The organism is Mycobacterium sp. SP-6446, from assembly GCF_001954045.1.
Lineage (GTDB): Bacteria > Actinomycetota > Actinomycetes > Mycobacteriales > Mycobacteriaceae > Mycobacterium.
In genome coordinates this window covers 58,466-76,464 of the sequence record NZ_MBEM01000179.1, presented here as the reverse complement: position 1 = coordinate 76,464, position 17,999 = coordinate 58,466, and the positions used below count along the sequence as shown (strand labels likewise).

At 61.3% G+C, this 17,999-nt stretch carries 14 protein-coding genes; 11 read left to right on the top strand and 3 right to left on the bottom strand.

The window, feature by feature from the left end; genetic code table 11:
- Positions 1 to 191: 191 nt before the first annotated feature.
- A complete protein-coding gene (locus A5736_RS16180; protein WP_076247368.1) occupies positions 192 to 1,100 on the bottom strand; it encodes a sulfotransferase family protein in 909 nt (302 codons plus the stop codon).
- Positions 1,101 to 1,936: 836 nt separating this feature from the next.
- Here A5736_RS16180 and A5736_RS16175 point away from each other — a divergent pair.
- The 10 genes from A5736_RS16175 to A5736_RS16130 all read left to right on the top strand — a co-directional run bounded on the left by A5736_RS16175 (position 1,937) and on the right by A5736_RS16130 (position 13,394).
- On the top strand, positions 1,937 to 3,445 hold the full coding sequence (locus A5736_RS16175; RefSeq protein WP_254848381.1) for an MFS transporter: 1,509 nt from the start codon (positions 1,937 to 1,939) through the stop codon (positions 3,443 to 3,445).
- Between the two features lie 1,258 nt (positions 3,446 to 4,703).
- Complete coding sequence (rfbF, locus tag A5736_RS16170; protein WP_076247324.1) at positions 4,704 to 5,477, top strand: glucose-1-phosphate cytidylyltransferase; 774 nt, start codon at positions 4,704 to 4,706, stop codon at positions 5,475 to 5,477.
- A complete protein-coding gene (gene rfbG / locus A5736_RS16165) occupies positions 5,465 to 6,553 on the top strand; it encodes a CDP-glucose 4,6-dehydratase (protein WP_254848380.1) in 1,089 nt (362 codons plus the stop codon). The genes rfbF and rfbG overlap by 13 nt, the downstream gene beginning before the upstream one ends.
- Positions 6,550 to 7,101, top strand: coding sequence for a dTDP-4-dehydrorhamnose 3,5-epimerase family protein (locus A5736_RS16160; protein WP_076247366.1), 552 nt, complete (start codon positions 6,550 to 6,552; stop codon positions 7,099 to 7,101). The genes rfbG and A5736_RS16160 overlap by 4 nt, the downstream gene beginning before the upstream one ends.
- Positions 7,098 to 8,321, top strand: a complete 1,224-nt coding sequence (locus tag A5736_RS16155; RefSeq protein ID WP_076247321.1) for a class I SAM-dependent methyltransferase — start codon at positions 7,098 to 7,100, stop codon at positions 8,319 to 8,321. Before A5736_RS16160 ends, A5736_RS16155 begins: the two co-directional genes overlap by 4 nt.
- Positions 8,318 to 9,427 (top strand): DegT/DnrJ/EryC1/StrS aminotransferase family protein, encoded by a 1,110-nt coding sequence (locus tag A5736_RS16150; RefSeq protein WP_076247319.1) that lies wholly within the window; start codon positions 8,318 to 8,320, stop codon positions 9,425 to 9,427. The genes A5736_RS16155 and A5736_RS16150 overlap by 4 nt, the downstream gene beginning before the upstream one ends.
- Positions 9,420 to 10,454, top strand: coding sequence for an ATP-grasp domain-containing protein (locus A5736_RS16145; protein ID WP_076247317.1), 1,035 nt, complete (start codon positions 9,420 to 9,422; stop codon positions 10,452 to 10,454). The genes A5736_RS16150 and A5736_RS16145 overlap by 8 nt, the downstream gene beginning before the upstream one ends.
- Positions 10,451 to 11,710 (top strand): NAD-dependent epimerase/dehydratase family protein, encoded by a 1,260-nt coding sequence (locus tag A5736_RS16140; protein WP_076247316.1) that lies wholly within the window; start codon positions 10,451 to 10,453, stop codon positions 11,708 to 11,710. Before A5736_RS16145 ends, A5736_RS16140 begins: the two co-directional genes overlap by 4 nt.
- Positions 11,703 to 12,476, top strand: a complete 774-nt coding sequence (locus A5736_RS16135; RefSeq protein WP_076247315.1) for a TylF/MycF/NovP-related O-methyltransferase — start codon at positions 11,703 to 11,705, stop codon at positions 12,474 to 12,476. Before A5736_RS16140 ends, A5736_RS16135 begins: the two co-directional genes overlap by 8 nt.
- A gap of 126 nt (positions 12,477 to 12,602) precedes the next feature.
- The gene (locus A5736_RS16130) at positions 12,603 to 13,394 is read left to right on the top strand and encodes a cephalosporin hydroxylase family protein (RefSeq protein ID WP_076247313.1); all 792 of its coding nucleotides are present in this window, start codon (positions 12,603 to 12,605) and stop codon (positions 13,392 to 13,394) included.
- A 9-nt stretch (positions 13,395 to 13,403) separates the two neighbouring features.
- Here A5736_RS16130 and A5736_RS16125 read toward each other — a convergent pair whose 3' ends face one another.
- Positions 13,404 to 14,321 (bottom strand): class I SAM-dependent methyltransferase, encoded by a 918-nt coding sequence (locus A5736_RS16125; protein WP_139333355.1) that lies wholly within the window; start codon positions 14,319 to 14,321, stop codon positions 13,404 to 13,406.
- 305 nt (positions 14,322 to 14,626) lie between these two features.
- Complete coding sequence (locus tag A5736_RS16120; RefSeq protein ID WP_076247311.1) at positions 14,627 to 15,898, bottom strand: glycosyltransferase; 1,272 nt, start codon at positions 15,896 to 15,898, stop codon at positions 14,627 to 14,629.
- A 488-nt stretch (positions 15,899 to 16,386) separates the two neighbouring features.
- Here A5736_RS16120 and A5736_RS16115 point away from each other — a divergent pair, with 488 nt between their 5' ends.
- Positions 16,387 to 17,826, top strand: coding sequence for a hypothetical protein (locus A5736_RS16115; RefSeq protein WP_076247310.1), 1,440 nt, complete (start codon positions 16,387 to 16,389; stop codon positions 17,824 to 17,826).
- Positions 17,827 to 17,999: the final 173 nt, after the last annotated feature.

Below are 17,999 nucleotides of genomic sequence, written 5' to 3'. Positions count from 1 at the left end.
GCCTTTCGGTCATTGTGCGCGTTCTGCGAAATGAAAGCGGCAGCATCCCGCAACTGAGCCCAGCCGCCCGGCAGCATAACTCGAATACCCGCGCTACCAACTGAAATCCGGAATCGAGCGCGGGACTTTCTGAACGCAGCACTGCAGACTGATGAGCCATACCAATCATCGTGTCGACGTCAGTCGGGCGGCTACGCCCAAGTACCGCGGCGCCCGTGAGCCAGGGCGCTGACCTCCATGATCAGCTTAAAGATGGATGGCCGGACGAGTCGGTTGAGCCTCTGTAGTCGGTGGAAATCCTCGAACACCGTTCGGAAGCCATGCGCGCTCGCCCGATATGCCTCGAAAGCGAGATCCAACGCAGAATGATCCCAGGGCTCGTCCCGCGCGGCCGCGCCCAGGGTTTCATAGACAGCGGAAACCCAGTCTGTGCCGAAGGGTTCCGTTACCGGGCCGCAGTGGCGCTGGCGACGCAGATCTGGTTTGAGAAACTCGTCGACTGCGCCCTCATCCCGCGTGCCGAGATCGATGCCGAGCGCCGCGGAAATCCGCTTTACTTCCCGGCGCCAGTCATCGAGAACGTTGGCGTACTCGACGAACACGCGCGGCATGCCGCGCGTGTTCCGCTCGGCGAGCAGGTTGAATTTCAGCCACAATGCACTCGAGAGGGCCGGCGAGGCTGAAATCTGCGCCGCAACCGACGCGATGACCTCCTGCGGGTGGCGCACGGCAATCACGGTCATGATTTCAAATCCGGTGAGACGCGCCGCGTCGAACCACATGCCGGACAGCAGGGTTATCCGCGGGTCCTTGATGACCACGAGTGGCGACGCGGGCAACGTATCAAGATAGGCCGCGATTTTGGCGACACAGGCCGCCTTCGCTTTGCCGTCCAACGCACCTTCCTCCTGCAGGTGCAGGAGGGGGTCGAACATGGTGCTGTCGTGCCGACAAAGGATTGCTTCGTTGAGGTAGTTGGCTTTGCGCGGCTCGAAATAGCCAAGTGGATTGTCGGCCATAGCGCCCACCAACCCAGGCGGGAGCGTGCCACCGCAAAGCGAGAGAAGTCGGGTGAGCGCCGTCGTCCCCGAGCGGTTCATGCCCAACACGAACAGAACGACCGGGCGGGCCACGGTCCCATTCTGCGCGGGCAAGGCTATCAATTGCGGTCCTTACATTGGCGTGTCAGCCCGCGGGTCTCGTCCCAGCAGCTGTTGGGTGTCGGACGCAATCGCGGGTGGTTTCGGACATCTAGCACGGCTCTGCCCGAGCTGACGCTGGCGAACAGCTTGCGGCCGATTCCGATAGCCGCTGGAATGAACACCACAGGGAAACGACAGCTGCTTCTACGCCCTCCGTGCTCGGTGACATTTGGGCGGGGAGCGGCCACGCCCCTAGAGCTGACATACCAATATATATTGAAATGCGCGAGTTACATACTGATTATCCATAAGTAAACCCTTGTACGGGGCCTTAGTTATCGGAAAGGCCCGAAAGGATCCGCTGTTCCCACGGCGAACACACGCCGCGGCCGCGTCTGGCAGCACCGCGGGCGCGTCACCCCGGGAACGCCCGGTGCCGGTAGTTACGAGTGGACCGCAGGCACTGAGGACAACCGGATCATCAACACCGAACTCGGCGACAATGGAGGCGATGGCCCACAGGCCGCTGCAATCCGCGGAGTACTCGTATCGGATGCATCACCAAGTGAAGCCCACTACGCCAAACATAAGGAGATGATCGCGTGATGACCGATCCGCAAGCAGGCCAAGTACTGTGGTCGTTGCGTGAGGAGCTCGGACCGCACGAGCATGCCTATCTGGTCGTTCTGCGGTTAACGATTCAGAAAGTGCGGTAGCGTCCCGCGATGACGGCTCTAACGATGCAGGGCTGACGGAATCCACGAGACGACAGAACGGGTGGAATGAGCGACCCCATGCCCATCGAATCGACCACGCTAGGCCATCCGAGCAGTGACTTGCCGACCAGCCTGCCGTCTCGCCGGTTTATCGCCGCAATTGTCACCCTGGGCGGCATGCAGCTCATGTCACTGATGAACGGCACCATCACGATCGCGGCGCTTCCAAAGATCCAGAACGAGCTCAACTTGTCCGACGCGGAGCGCAGCTGGGTGCTCACCGCCTATTTGCTGGCCTATGGCGGCTTGATGCTGGTGGGCGGTCGCATCGGTGACACCATCGGACGCAAGCGGGCCTTCATCGCGGGGGTCGCGCTGTTCACGGTCACCTCCGCGGTGTGCGGCATCGCCCGCAACGGGGACACCCTCATTGCGGCCCGGCTGCTGGAGGGCGTGGCCGGCGCGGTCATCGCGCCGACCACTATCGCGCTGGTGGCGACCACATTCCCGAAGGGGCCGACACGCAACACCGCGATGGCGGTGCTGGGCGCGATGGGCAGCATCAGCTCGGTGCTCAGCCTGGTAGTGGGCGGCGCACTCGCCGACGTGGCGTGGCGACTCGTCTTCATCGTGAACGTGCCGATCGGACTGCTGGTGATTTACCTTGCCCGCACCGCGCTCCGCGAAACCCTGCTCGAACGGATGAAGCTCGACGTCACCGGGGCGGGCCTGGCCACGTTGACCTGCATCGCCGGGGTGGTCGCCGTCTCGATGGGCCCGGAAAAGGGCTGGCTGTCGGCCCCGACGATCGGTGCGGGTGTGCTGGCACTGGGTGCTTTCGTGGCCTTCATTGTGGTGGAGCGCAGCGCCGCGAACCCCATCGTGCCGCTTGACTTATTCTTCGACCGCAATCGGCTGGCCACCTTCGCCACCATCTTTCTCGCCGGCGGAGTGCTGTTCAGCCTGACGGTGCTGGTCACCCTGTATGCGCTGAACATCATGGGCTACAGCGCCCTGCGCGCCGGCATCGGCTTCATCCCATGCGTCCTTGCGGCGGGTGTCGGCGCCATCGCATCCTCAAAACTGGTCACGCGGTTTCCGCCGCGGGTACTGGTGATCGCCGGCGGCGCCCTGCTGGTGGGCGTGATGCTGTACGGCTCGACCTTTCATCGCGGCATCTCCTACTTCCCGCACCTGGTGATCCCGCTAGTTGTGGCCGGTATCGGTATGGGCCTGGCCAACCTCCCGCTCGGGCTGTCGGTGATCGCCAACGTCGGGTCAGACCGGATCGGGCCCACGTCCGCGATCTCGCTCATGCTATTGATCCTCGGCGGGCCGGTGGTGATGACCGTCATCCAGGCCATCGTCACGTCGCACACACTGTCTCTCGGCGGCACCAACGGGCCCGCGAAGTCGATGAACGCCGCCCAGTTGCATGCGCTGGACCAGGGCTACACCTACGGCATGCTGTGGCTGGCCGGGGTAAGCCTCCTCGTCGGTGTGGTGGCGCTGTTCATCGGCTACACCGCCGAGCAGGTAGCGCAGGCGCAGCAACTCAAGAACGCCATCGACGCCGAACAACCGTAGCCCGCAGGTCGATAGACCCACGACAATCCCTTGCGGAACAGGCACTTTCGCTAACGCGCAGGCCGGGTGTCCGATCAGCCGACACGCCAGAGGCAGACGAAGTTTTCCCAAGATCAGCGGCGGCCGCACCCTGCATTTCGACGAGTCGCGCCTCGATCTCCCGGACCAAGCCTGAGCTGGAGTTGCCGGCGTGATGAACGATTTGGTCCTCGAATTGCCTTTGGTGCGCTATGGTGCTGAACGGTGGACGAAACTCCTAGACGACCGAAAGAACGTCGCCCAGTGGCAGCCGCAGACGCTCACAGTATCGTTGGCCGAGGACTGCTGAATTTCCGGGCGCGCACCCTAGGAAGCCGCGGGTGCGAAGTCTCGAATAGACGACCATCCGAGGGCTGACCCACTCCATGATTCACAGGTTCTGCATTAGTCATAAGAAGCCGTTGTTGCCAGAGCGTTGGTACGACGATTGCATCTCACTTGGAGATTTCCAATCCGACTCTGCATTTCACGTAAGACAGCTTGATCGATTTTGGCACGATGCTAGACCGATTGCATATGGCGCCGCAGGGACGGCCGTCTTGCCGATCGCAATCGAGAAACTCGCCACTTCTCCTCGGCTCATTGAAATCTCGTCCTACAGAAAGAGAATACTTCCTTCACCGGAGGGGACACCGACGGTACTGTACCAGAGGGATTTGAGCCTTGGGAACTCCGGAAAGGAGGCCGAGCTATCGCTATTTACGCCCAGGGCCGGCCTTGAATTTCTGGTCGCGCAGCCTCTGTATTTTGAAAACTCGATTATCGGACACTATACGTTGTGCCATCACCGTAGGGATATCCTGGACTACACGTCGCTAGCTATCGAACTGGGCGTACTAGATTCCGATTCTGTAGAGGAATTGTTGGCCGCAAAGCATTTCATTCCTGGGGGCGTAGAATTTGGAATCTATCCGGCGCCATGGTTATCACATACATTGTCAAAAATCGAGCGCGTTAGCAAAGAATTCATATCCCGACATGGCAATCGCCTGAAAACATATGACATATATCAGATACGAGCTATCGGATTTCTCTCCGAGAGACTCGGGTCCTATTTTCTCATTCGCCACCTGATGGAAAAGTATTCAAACAAGATTCCAGCCGATATATTTGGTCATATAACCGTCCTAGCAGAAGCTAACTCGAGTTACTCAGAGGGGTTGGCAGATCGGCCGAAGAAAAAGTCGAGCTGGGATCAACCCAAACATAACCGGGCCTCATGAAAGCCGTATTGCTGGCCGGTGGCGCGGGTACTCGCATCAGGGAGGAAACCGTCATCCGCCCAAAACCTATGGTGGAGATCGGCGGGCGGCCCATTCTATGGCATATCATGAAGCTTTACTCCCACCACGGTATTAATGATTTTATTGTTTGCTGTGGCTATAAGGGCTACGTCATCAAGGAATACTTCGCAAACTACTTCCTGCACATGTCGGACGTAACTTTCGACATGTCCGTTAACCGGATGGAGGTGCACGAGCGCCACGCAGAACCTTGGCGAGTAACGCTGGTGGATACCGGTGACGACACCCTGACGGGGGGCCGCCTCAAGCGAGTGGCGACCTACCTCGAGGATGAAGGGGCTTTTTGCTTCACCTACGGTGACGGGCTCAGCGACGTGAACATTGGCGCGAGCATCGAATTCCACCATCGACATGGCCGCCACGCCACCGTTACCGCGGTGCTACCCCCGGGGCGCTATGGGGCCATCGAGTGCACGGGCGACCGGGTTACAGACTTTGTAGAGAAACCACGCGGCGATGGCGGTTTCATCAACGGCGGATTTTTCGTCCTGTCCCCCGCGGTGCTCGATTACATCGACGGCGACGGGACCTCTTGGGAGGGTTCGCCCTTGACCCGTCTTGCCGTCGACGGCGAAATGATGGCATTCCAGCACTCCGGCTTCTGGCAACCTATGGACACGCTGCGAGACAAGAACCTGCTCGAAGAACTGTGGAGTAGCGGCAAAGCACCGTGGAAATGCTGGCACTGAACGCTTTCGGTACCGCATATCGGGGACGCCGGGTCCTCGTCACCGGCCACACGGGCTTCAAAGGCAGCTGGTTGTGCCTCTGGCTGCACCAACTAGGTTCCGATCTCACCGGCCTTGCATTGGATCCGTCTTCCGAGCCCAGCCATTGGGACTTGTTGAAGCTACCAATCAACGATCTTCGCATCGACATTCGTGACGAAGCGGCAGTACGCAGGGTCTTCACCGCGGAACGACCGGAGATAGTTTTCCACTTGGCCGCCCAGCCGTTGGTCCGTCGCTCCTACCGCGAACCAGTAACGACATGGGCCACCAATGTGATGGGCACGGTGCATCTACTCGAGGCCGCTCGTCAGACGCCAAGCGTGCGTGCCGTGTTAGTAGTCACAACCGACAAGTGTTATGAGAACCGTGAATGGCCTTGGCCCTACCGAGAGCGCGACCGGCTCGGGGGCCACGATCCCTACAGCGCGTCGAAGGCGAGCGCCGAGTTGGTGGCCGCGAGCTACCGCTCGGCGTTCCTGCAACAGCCGTCGGCCCCGCTGCTCGCAACGGGCCGGGGCGGCAATGTAATCGGTGGTGGCGACTGGTCCGAGGACCGATTGATTCCCGACGTGGTGCGTTCTCTGGTCGCGGGCGATCCGCTAGTCATTCGCTCGCCGCACGCAACACGCCCCTGGCAACATGTGCTCGATTGCCTCAGTGGGTATCTGCTATTAGGCCAGCGGCTCCTTGCGGGTGATACCACTTCTGCCGATGCTTGGAACTTCGGCCCGGATGGCGAAGGAAACCGCTCGGTTGAGCAGGTACTCGGCGGCCTTGCCCGGACCTGGCCACAGGTCCGGTGGCAGGTAACATCCACTCCCCAGCCACACGAGGCGGGCTTGCTGCAACTCGACACCGCCAAGGCAAAGATGCATCTGGGGTGGCGTCCAGTCTGGAATCTCGAAAAAGCAGTCCACCACACGGCCGACTGGTATCGCCAGTGGCTGGAGCTGGGCGAAGTGCCAAGTGCCGACCAGCTGGACGCTTACATCAACGATGCAGCGGCATCAGACCTGGCTTGGGCGACGGCATGAAGATCGTCGGCACCCCGATACCCGACCTCAAGCTCGTGCGGTCCGTGCCGCAGGGCGACGCCCGAGGTGCGTTCGTTCGCCTCTTCTGCGCCAGAGAGCTTGGATCGGTCCTGGGCGACCGCCAGATCGTGCAGATCAACCAATCCAGAACCAGCCACGCCGGGGGCGTACGTGGCATGCATTTTCAACACCCCCCGCATGCGGAAATGAAGATGGTCCGCTGCCTTCACGGCCGGGTCTGGGACGTCGCGGTCGACCTGCGGGCGGGATCCCCCACATTTCTGCAGTGGCACGCGCAGGAACTGACACAAGACGAAACGCAGATGCTAGTCATCCCGGAAGGCTTCGCCCACGGCTTCCAAGCCTTGGAACCCAACAGCGAGTTGCTCTACCTGCACACTGCGTTCTACCACCCACCCGCCGAGAGCGGGCTACGTTACGACGACCCGCGACTCGGCATCGCCTGGCCGTTGCCTCCACAGGACCTTTCGCCTCGTGACCTTTCGCATCCGCTACTGGGTGCCGAATTCACCGGCGTCGAATTATGAGGTGCCGGCACTGCGGTACACCACTGCAGCAGAATTTCGTGGACCTGGGCTTCGCTCCCCCGTCCAATGCGTATCTGCACGCCGACGATCTGTCCAACCCGGAGGTGCATTACCCGCTCCGGGTAAAAGTGTGTGACCGGTGTTGGTTGGTGCAGACGGAAGACTATGCCCGCGCCGAGGAACTGTTCAGCGCCGACTACGCCTACTTCTCCAGCACCTCGAGAAGTTGGCTCAGTCACGCGGCCGACTACGTGCGCATGATTACCGAGCGGCTGCGACTCGGACCCGACAACCTTGTCATTGAAGTGGCTTCCAACGATGGCTACCTATTGAAAAACTTTGTGGCAGCGGGCATTCCCTGTCTGGGTATCGAGCCGACAGCGAGCACCTCCGCGGCCGCCGAAGCGCTGGGCATCCCGGTCAGGCGGGAATTCTTCGGCGAAGCCTTGGGGCGCCGGCTGGCCGATGAAAACTGTCGGGCGGATCTGATTGTGGGCAACAACGTGTACGCCCACGTGCCCGATATCAACGACTTCACCGTTGGATTGGCCACCACGCTCAAGCCCGAAGGCACCGTAACATTGGAGTTTCCACATCTAATGCCGTTGATCGAGCTGACCCAGTTCGACACCATCTATCATGAGCACTTCTCGTATCTGTCGCTCACGACTGTGGCACGCATCTTTGCCGAGGCTGGATTGCGTGTGTGGGATGTGGAGGAGCTGCCGACCCACGGCGGCAGCCTGCGTGTGTACGGCTGCCACACTGGTGCTGCGATCGCCTCTGTCAACCGCGTTGAGTCGGTCCTAACACGTGAGGAGCGGTTCGGGGTGGCCCGGCGTGAGACCTACGCCGAGTTCCAGAAGCGTGCCGACCGTATGAAGGATGATCTCTTGGCCTTCCTGATCGAACAAAAGCGTGCCGGCCGGCGCGTGGCTGGCTACGGTGCCGCGGCGAAAGGCAATACGTTCTTGAACTACGCGGGCGTGAGGCCCGACTTGCTGCCATACGTCTGTGACGCCGCGGTGTCCAAACAAGGAAAGTTCATGCCCGGAAGCCACATTCCCATCCGCTCACCTGAGGCACTGCGCGAGAGTCCGCCGGACTATGTCGTCATATTGCCGTGGAACATCGCCCACGAAGTGCAGACCCAATTGGCTGATCTCGTCCACAGCGGCACACGCTTCGTGACGGCGGTTCCGGAATTGAGCGTCCTATGAAGCCGCGAATCCCTTACACCAAGCCGTCAATCACCGAACTCGAGGTGCGCTACGCCACCGATGCCGCGGCAAACGGCTGGGGCGAGCGTTGCTACGAATACATCGAGCGCTTCGAGAATTCCTTCAAGGCGCACCTGGGGGTCAGACACGCGATCGCCACGTCGAGCTGCACCGGCGCGCTGCACATGGGCATGGCCGCGCTCGGAATCGGTCCGGGCGACGAGGTCATCATGGCCGATACCAACTGGATCGCCACGGCGGCGCCCGTCGTCCACGTCGGAGCGAGGCCTGTCTTTGTCGATATCCTGCCCGACAGTTGGTGCATCGATCCGGAACTCGCCGAAGCCGCTATCACCCCACGGACCAAAGCCATTGTCGCGGTGCACTTGTACGGCAACGTTTGCGACATGGACCGGCTCTTGACAGTAGGACAGAGGCACGGTATCCCAGTAATCGAGGACGCGGCGGAGGCCATCGGTTCGATATACCGCGGAAACCGCGCCGGCTGCATGGGGCGCTTTGGGGCCTTCTCCTTCCACGGCTCGAAGACGATCACCACCGGTGAGGGTGGCATGTTCGTTACCAATGACGACGACCTTTACGAGAGAGTTCTCACTTTGAGCAACCACGGCCGCGCACGCAGTCAGACGAAGCAGTTCTGGCCGGATATGGTCGGTTTCAAGTACAAAATGTCGAACATTCAGGCCGCCATCGGTTGCGCACAAATGGAGCGGATCGATGCACTAGTCTCGCGAAAGCGCGAGATATTTCACGCATACAACGATGGGGTGGCCGGTGTGGCTCGGGTATCGATGAACCCTGAGCCGCCAGGTACGCGAAACGGATTCTGGATGCCGACAGTTGTGTTCGACGAGTCGACGAGGCTTACATCTGAGCGCATTACGCGGGCATTCGCGGCTGAGAATATCGATGCCCGGGTCTTCTTTCATCCGCTGTCTGCGACCCCACCGTTTGCCGGATCGTCAGGAGGTAAGTGGGCGAACGATATCGCCAGCCGCGCGATCAACATTCCCAGCTTCAACGACATCACCGAGGTTGAGCAGTGCCGAATCCTGCAAGTTGTCCGGGAGCTTTCCATTGCATGACAAGAGCCCGCGAGTACTGATCGCCGGTATCGCGGGCGCTTCCCTTGGGACAGAGATCGCCAAGGCGCTACACCACGCCGGCGGTTATGACGTTCTGGGATGCGATATTTCGCCACTCGCGTTCGGGCACTACGACTTGCGCCTCGCTGCGACCTTCCTCGTCGATCGCGAGGGCTATGCCCGAAATCTGCTAGACCTTTGCATCCGCGAGCAGGTCGATTGCATCGTCCCGGGAGGCGACGAGCCCGCGGTCCTCATCAGCAGCGACCATGAGCTGTTCGCGCGAGCCGGAATACAACTGGGGCAGAACAATCCGCAGCTTACCGAGCGCCTTGCCCACAAGGGCAACTGCTTCGAGATCCTTGCCAGTGCCGGCGTCAGAACACCCCGGACGCGAACCGTCGAACCGGGGAACGATATCGGCGACTTCCCAATGCCGTGCATCGTAAAACCAGCGGTCGCGAGCGGCGGTAGCGTGTTCGTATTCTTCGCTAGGAGCCGCGAAGAAGCACGCCTCTACTGCACCTACCTCCACAACAACGGCCGGACCCCGCTGATTCAGGAGTACCTGCCGGAGGACGGAGGCGAGTTCACGGTGGGTGTTCTCTCGTTACCCGACGGCAGCTGCGCGGGGGCAATAGCCCTCAAGCGGGCGTTTCACAGCAAACTATCCGTCTCAATGCGTGGCCCGGACTTCCTCATCTCCAGCGGATACAGCCAGGGTCTGATCGACACCTATCCCGCCATCTGCGAGACCGCCGAACTGATCGCCCGGCGCCTCGGCAGCACCGGTCCCTTGAACATTCAGGGGCGCATCGCCGCCGACGGTACCTTCGTCCCATTTGAAATCAACGCCCGGTTCTCCGCCAGCACTTACTTGAGGACACTCGCGGGTTTCAACGAGGTCGATTGGTACATCCGACGCCTGCTCGGACTTGAGCCGAGGTCCATGCTGGGCATCACCCCAGGCTGGTACCTGCGAAGCTTGAGCGAGGTCGCCGTCCCGCTGTCGGAGGTGGTCGAATGATCCGATGGATTGTCGCGGACCGGCTTGGGACCGCCGCGGGTGACAATGTGGCGCGCGACCGACCGTTTCACGTCGTTGATACGAGAGCCATGGTCGACAAACGCGGCAACTCAGCTGATGACCTGATCGGCAAGGTCCGGGAGGGCGTGGAGGAGCTCAGGCGCGGCGGCTCGGTGGTGGTCGTCTGCGATTTCGGGGTGTCGCGCAGCAATACCATCGCAGCCGGGATTCTCGCCGAATGGCGCGGTCTCGATCTGGATACGGCGGTGGCCCAAGTCATTTCGGCAACCGGCGAGCAGGCCATCAAGCTCGAGATGGTCGACTCGCTGCGTTCGGCGTTGCACGAGCCGTCCGCGTCGGGTCGTCACGACGGCATCCTCGTCACCGGCGGTGGCGGCTTTCTGGGCGCCGCCCTGCGCGATCGCCTCGCGAAGTCACACCGTGTAGTCGCGCCCGAGCGCGCCGCGGTCGACCTGCTGGGCCCCGTCGTCGACCTCGACCGGTATTGCCGCGACAAGGGGATCGGAAAGATCGTTCACCTCGCCTACCCGCGCATCTACACGAACAACGACGCCATGGGCCAAAGCCTGACCATGCTGCGGGGCGTTCTCGACGTCTGCAAATCGCTCGGAATCCACCTCTACTTGCCCTCGGGCGCGGTGGTGTTCTCGGCCTACAGGTCGAGCTCGATGGTTGCGGATGTCAATACGACGGCGCGCCCTCGGGGCATATACGGCGAAACAAAATTCCTCGAGGAAGCCCTCGTTCAGAATGCGCGTGCCAACGGTGAGGTCGATTCCACTATCGTCCGAATCTCTCCGACTTTCGGCCCCAAAAGCTTGCGGCCGCGCTTGATAGAGTTCGCACATCGGCACCTTACAGAGGGACGACCGATCATGACCCATCGCTATCGCAACGGGTTGCCCAGGCTGCAGCTTCTCTATGTTGATGACGCTGTCAACGGGCTTGCCAGCATCATCGAAAGGGGAAGCAACACCCCGATTTACCATCTCGGCGGCGATTCGTCTCATGAACCGCGCGAAATCGTCGGCACAATCGGCGAGATAATCGAGTGCCATGCGGCGATAGAAGAGACCGACATCATGGACGACATCGCGAACGTCTTCCTTGACTGGTCATCAACGGAAGCGGAACTGGGCTGGCGGCCGACGACCACCCTAAGCGAAGGGCTGCGCCGCACACTTGCGCGTGCGGCCTCTCCCGAAATTCAGACAGGCAAGGTGAGTGATGGATAACCGCTTTTCGATGCTCGACGCGCGCACGCAAACTTCGGCGGACGAGCAATACGCGAAGAGGGTCCAGGAATTCTTCAACGCGGGCGAAGGCGACACGCTCGCCAAGCTGAAGAACTTCACGAAGTTCGTTCCACGGCAAACACTGGCGATGTTCCTGGCCAAGAACGAGATCTTCCAGCAAATCGTGGACGTCCATGGCCATATCATCGAGTGCGGTGTTTTCATGGGGGGCGGCTTGATGACGTGGGCGCAACTCTCGGCGATCTACGAGCCCTACAATCACACACGACGAATCGTGGGGTTCGACACCTTCGCCGGCTTTCCCAGCGTCGCGGATCAAGACGCAACGTCCGTGGACGCAAGCCTGTCCTTCGCCAGGGTCGGCGGCTTGGCGGTTCAAGGCATCGAAGACGACATTCGCCATGCTGTGTCGATCTACGATCTCAACCGCCCGCTCGGGCACATCGAGCGGGTGCAACTCGTCAAGGGTGACGCCCAAGAAACGATCCCCGCCTATCTCGAAGACAACAAGCACACCGTGGTGGCACTTCTCTACCTCGACTTCGACCTATTCGAACCGACCCTGGCGGCCCTCAAGACGTTCCTGCCAAGAATGCCGAAAGGGGCCGTTCTCGCCTTCGATGAGCTCAACCAGAAATACTGGCCCGGCGAGACCCTCGCCGTGCTGGAATCGGTAGGAATACGGAATCTTCGTATCCGGCGATTTCCGTTTACGCCACAAATCTCCTACGCGGTGCTGGATTGACGTAAATGCTCGTCCTGCAACGGATCTCGGCTGTGTCGCCGAGCAGATCGCTCACCCACTGATTGATTGCGCGGCGGAGCAATATCGAACCTCGAGCAGCCACCAGATCGCACCACACTAGGAGGAATGTACGTGGCCGAACGACCGCAGACAGACCATCAGCAGAGCGTGGTCGAGAACGTGGAAGCTCTCGCCAAAGATCAAGAACTCGCTCACCTGTCCTTGGAATGGATCGATCGAAGCGCGATGAGTCGCTACTCGTACAACTTCGAGTGGCTCGGTCGGCCAATCATCCAATATCCGCAAGACATCGTCTGCCTCCAGGAGTTGATCTGGACGATCAAGCCCAGCGTGATCGTTGAGACAGGAATCGCGCATGGGGGTTCATTGATCTTTAGCGCTTCCATACTTGCGCTGCTGGACTGGTGTGACGCCGTCACCAACAGCACTCCCCTCGACGCTCACGCGCCCAGCCGGCGCGTCATCGGCGTCGATATCGAGATACGCCCCCACAATCGTGCGGCGATTGAGGCCCATCCGCTGTCTCGTTACATAACGATGATTGAAGGGTCGAGCATTGAGCCGAAAACGATTCAGCAGGTTCACAATCTGGCGAGCGGCAGCGATGCTACGCTCGTCTGCCTCGACAGCAACCACACGCATGAGCATGTTCTCGCCGAATTGTCCGCCTACGCATCTCTAGTGACGCCGAACAGCTATTGCGTGGTGTTCGACACCCTCATCGAAGATATGGTCGGCGACAGGTTCCCCGACCGGCCGTGGGGTCGAGGCAATAACCCGAAGACGGCGGTCTGGGAGTTTCTAAAGTCACACTCCGAGTTCGAGATTGACCGCAAGATCCCGCACAAGTTGCAGATCACCGTGGCACCCGATGGGTATCTGCGCCGCGTGCGCTGAGGCAAGTACTCAGGACCGGTAGATGCTTCGCACCAGATCCCGGGTGGAGCGGCGCACGACGACAACAGAATCGTAGACCTCGATACTGCCCAACATCGGCGTGATCGCCGGCACCGTAACCGCCTGTAGTCGGTCTGGGTGACCAACCCGGAAGTTGGTTTCACCGGTGGTGACCTGGTAATGGCCATGCATGACATCGATCAACGCCCTGACGAAATCGACAAACGAAACGCGGCTGTCCCGATAGAACTTCCAATAGTCGCAATCAACGTCTTCGACCATGTAAACGCCTCTGTCGCTCAACGCATTCGCGAACAGGCGGCGGAAGCAATCAATCATATGAGAGCTCGTATGACTCCCAACATCGCGAATGACGTCGAACGGGCCGAACTCCGCGGCCGCCGCACTCAGGAAAGAAACGCCCTGCTCGCCACTGAAGCGGACGTGAATGCCTCGTGAATCCGCGATTTTCAACAAGTTTGAGTTGATGTCAACGCCGACGACGAGCGAGTCGGGGTGGAGGTACTCCTGCCACATCTGTAACGAGTCCCCATAGAAGTCGCCAATCTCGAGCATCCGGATCGGACGGGTTCGGTCGATTACAGACTCGTAGATCGCCAAATAGTGCGCCAACTTATGGACCCGCGGAGCGCGGTTGAATGCTTCGGCCATCTCACCGTGAGGCTCGGTGTCCACAGCCGACCACGTGGTCATTGCAGCAAGATCTGGCCCCAGCGCTTTTAACATTCTGCGCCGCCCCCTATACGGATGGCGGGGATACCGCCGAGCGATATGGGAAGCCAGCAGCCGGACCAGCTCCCACAATCGAGGTCCCACCAGCCACAGCCGCACGACATCTCTAACTTCGATGACTGACACGTTGGCGGGCAAGCGGTTGCGCATCCGCGGCCCCATTGAATCACTCATATCGATTGCATTGTAGGGGTTTCCGGTTCCTCGACCCCGGTATTGGCCGCAAGACGGTGCGCCGCCCTGCGCATGTGGGTCGGACCGCGATGGCTGGCTCGTCAGCCGACAAGGCCGGGAGTGTGAGGCGATCGCCGCTCAACATGAGTAGGCCAGTGCACCGCGGTGTCATGCCGGACCCTGCCTCCTTATGCCCCAACAGAATTGGGATGGGGCAGCGGCAGACCACAGAGGGCCCGCAGCCGACGATTTCATTATCCCTTGCAGAACAGACACTTTCACTAACTCAAGCCGGTGCCGCCCGATCAGCCGGCACGCCGCAAGCGGGCGAACTTTTCCATGAGATCGGCTGCGGCGGCGACGCTTTCGGCGGGCTTGCTCATTCGGCTGGCGAACTCGCGAGCCCGAGTGACGTATTGCGGCGCGAGGATGGTACGCAGGTCAGCGACCAGCGTTTCCCGAGTAGTGCTCGAAAAACGCCGCGCGGTGCCCACCTTCAATCGTTTGACCCGAGCACCCCAGATCGCCTGATCGGGCCCAGTCCAGAGGGCCAGCAGGGGAACCCCGGCGCGCAGGGTGGCGGCGGTGGTGCCCGCGCCACCGTGGTGCACGACCGCGCGGCATGCCGGGAAGGCCGCGGCGTAATTAGTCGCGCCCACCACCTTGACGCGGTCGAAATGGGGAACGTGGCTGAAGTCAGTCCAGCCGGCACAAACCAAGGCCCGCTCGCCTAACTCCGCGCAGGCCGCGCCGATCATGGCGAGCGTTTCTGCCGGAGATTCGACGTGTGTGCTGCCGAACCCGAAGAAAATCGGGGGTGTCCCCGCGGCAATCCACGACGCGACCTCGTCGTCGGTATCCGTTGTCAAGTCCATGGTCAACGCGCCGACGAAGGGTCGCCGGCCATTGTGTTTCGCCCATTCGGACGCCAGCCCGGGAAACCAAAACTCGTCGTAGGCCTGTATTTCCAGTGATCCGCGTTCGGCGATCCGTCGCGGCAAGGGGACTCGCGTCTTGGGTAATCCCAGTTCTCGGCGCTGCGCGTCCACAAGCTTTTTGCCCCAGCGCCAACCCAGCCACTCCAACACGGTCATTGCGGAGCGGATCAGTGGAGCGGGCAGGAAGGACAGGAGCTGGCCGTTGGCCCGCACCGGGAAGTAGTGCAGCGTGGCCAGCGGAATGTTGTAGTACTCCGCAACGTTGGCGGCGACGTCCTCGAAACCCGGACCAGTTATTAATAGATCGGCGCCGTCCGTCAGCGACACTAGCGTCGTGCCCATTTCCATCCAGTGCTGCGCACCGAGTGCCAGCACTTCGCGCCACAACCTGAGGTGGCTCCGGATCCTCCAGAATTTGAGTGGCAAAAACGTCGCTGCGTTGCGCTGTGCTTCCAGAACTGTGCCCTGAGTGTCCGGCCCGTAAGCGACTGCCGCAAGCTCAGCCGCCTCGACGAAGGAGACGGCGTCGGGCGCGACGGCCATGCGTACTTCGTGCCCGCGATGCACCAGTTCGCGGCCGACTGCGATGGCCGGCTCGACATCGCCGCGAGTTCCGTAGCTTGCCAGCACAAATTTCATCGCGTGATCTTCGCCTTCCCCCGTGCGCGTTCTGCGAAATTAAGGCGGCGGCCTCCCCTCCGATACGTCAGCCGCTCGGCAGTATAACCCCGATGCCCGCGCTACCGGCTTGAAATGGCAAAGTTTTTGGGCGAGCGCCCGGATGACCTTGTCGTCAAGGCGATTTGGCTAACAAGGGCGAATCGGAGGCGTGTCACAACGTTCGCTTCCAAGCGGTTTCGTTCCGATACGGCATCTTGCTGGCTGCGCCAGCCTCATGCCGGCGTGCATGTATCCGGACGAATGCTGTGGCCGGTGAAATCGATACCGCGGCTTGGTCAATGCTGGCACTGTTGGTGGCAGCTACCACTGGTCGGCTCAACACAGCAAATTGATGTTCGTCGATCCGATCACAACGTCGGCTATTCTCAGCTGATGAATCGGTTCGGCCCCAGCAGAGCCCTCCCTTACGGCGCAGTGTCGCCCACCGTGTCGGGGAAGGCTCAGTAGTGCCGACACGAATACGGCGCCGTGGACGTGCATCCTCCGGGGGGCGCACATCCAAAGGTGATGCGCGGCCGGACAATCGGCTCGCGATCATGGACCACGCCTTGTTTGCGCAACATCGCGCCATCGGCCGGCAGGTGGTCGTCCAGGTCGTCTGGGTTTATCCACACGCGATCGACCTCGATGGGGTGAGGCACTTCAACCGCATTCTCGGCGACGGGCTGTTGGGCCGCCACATCGAGCGTTCGCCGCTCTTCGCCCGTCATCGGTGGGTCTCAGATCGCGGACCCGCGGACATCGACGTCGCCCCCTGCGCTCGCCCGCGCGCAGAACTCAGCGATTGGTCCGACGAACGCTCACAGCTGCCCATCGATTTGGAACGGGGTCCCGGCTGGCATATCGGTGTCCTCCCACTCACGGACGGCTCGACCGCCGTTAGCCTCGTAACCTCGCACTATCTCATCGACGGCTTCGGGCTCGCGCTCACGATCGCCGAGGCGGTCCTGGAGCGATCGCGCGATCTTGGCTACCCGCCCCCACGCTCAAACACCCGACCGCGCGCGATGGCGCAGGACATCCGCCAGATAGCGCGCGACCTGCCCGAGGCTGCGCGAGCGCTTGCCGCGGCCACGAGGCTGGCCCGTCGCCAGCGGCACAAGGCTGCGGGATCACCATCGCCGCGACCGGTCGCCCTCCCGGGAGGCATCGACGACGACGAGACTGTCGTCGTGCCGGTCATCACGGCCCACATCGACGTGGATGAATGGGACGCCCGCGCGAAAGCTCTTGGCGGAACCAGTGAAACGCTGCTCGCCGGGTTGGCCGCGAAACTCGGACAGCTCCTTGGGCGCCAACGTGCCAGTGACGGCGCAGTCACCCTGTTACTACCTATGAGCGAACGCACCGAGAGCGATACGCGCGCGCTCGCCGTGTCGTATGCGCGCGTCAGCGTCGACCCGACACCGGTAACGACCGACCTGCGGGACGCCCGCGCCGGCATCAAGCAGGCGCTGGCGACCCTGCGAGACACGCCGGACGAGGACGAGCGGCAGCTAGCTTGGCTGGCTCCCTTCACGCCGAAGCGGGCATTGAAACGCCTCGCCGACGCGGCACTTGCCGACCCGGACCTGCCGGTGTTTTGTTCCAATCTGCGCGACTTGGGCGTTGTAGTCTTCGTCCTCGCCCGCACCGAGGCCGAGTACGCAACCCTCTGCGCTCACCTCTATCCGTTGCACCTCATCCGTGTGATTGCGCAAGGCGTGACGCGGCAGTGGCTTGACCGCGCGGGCGGCCAATTGACGGTGCAGTCCTGGCGCATCGGCGACAAGGTCGGCATCACCGTCGAGGCCTATCAACCGGGCGGCGATAACACCAAGCCAGCTGTGCGTAAGCTCGTTGCGCGCGCACTGGCTGAGTTCGACCTGACAGCCGACATCGACTAACGAATCGTCTCCGCGCGTCGGACTGGAACGCGCTGATCGCGAACGGGTATGTCGGCGTTTAAGACTGGGCTCACCTGATGGACGAGCATGCCTATCTGGTCGTTCTGCGGTTAACGATTCGGGAGTGCGGTAGCGTCCGCTATGACGGCTCCAACAGTGCAGCTCTGACAGAA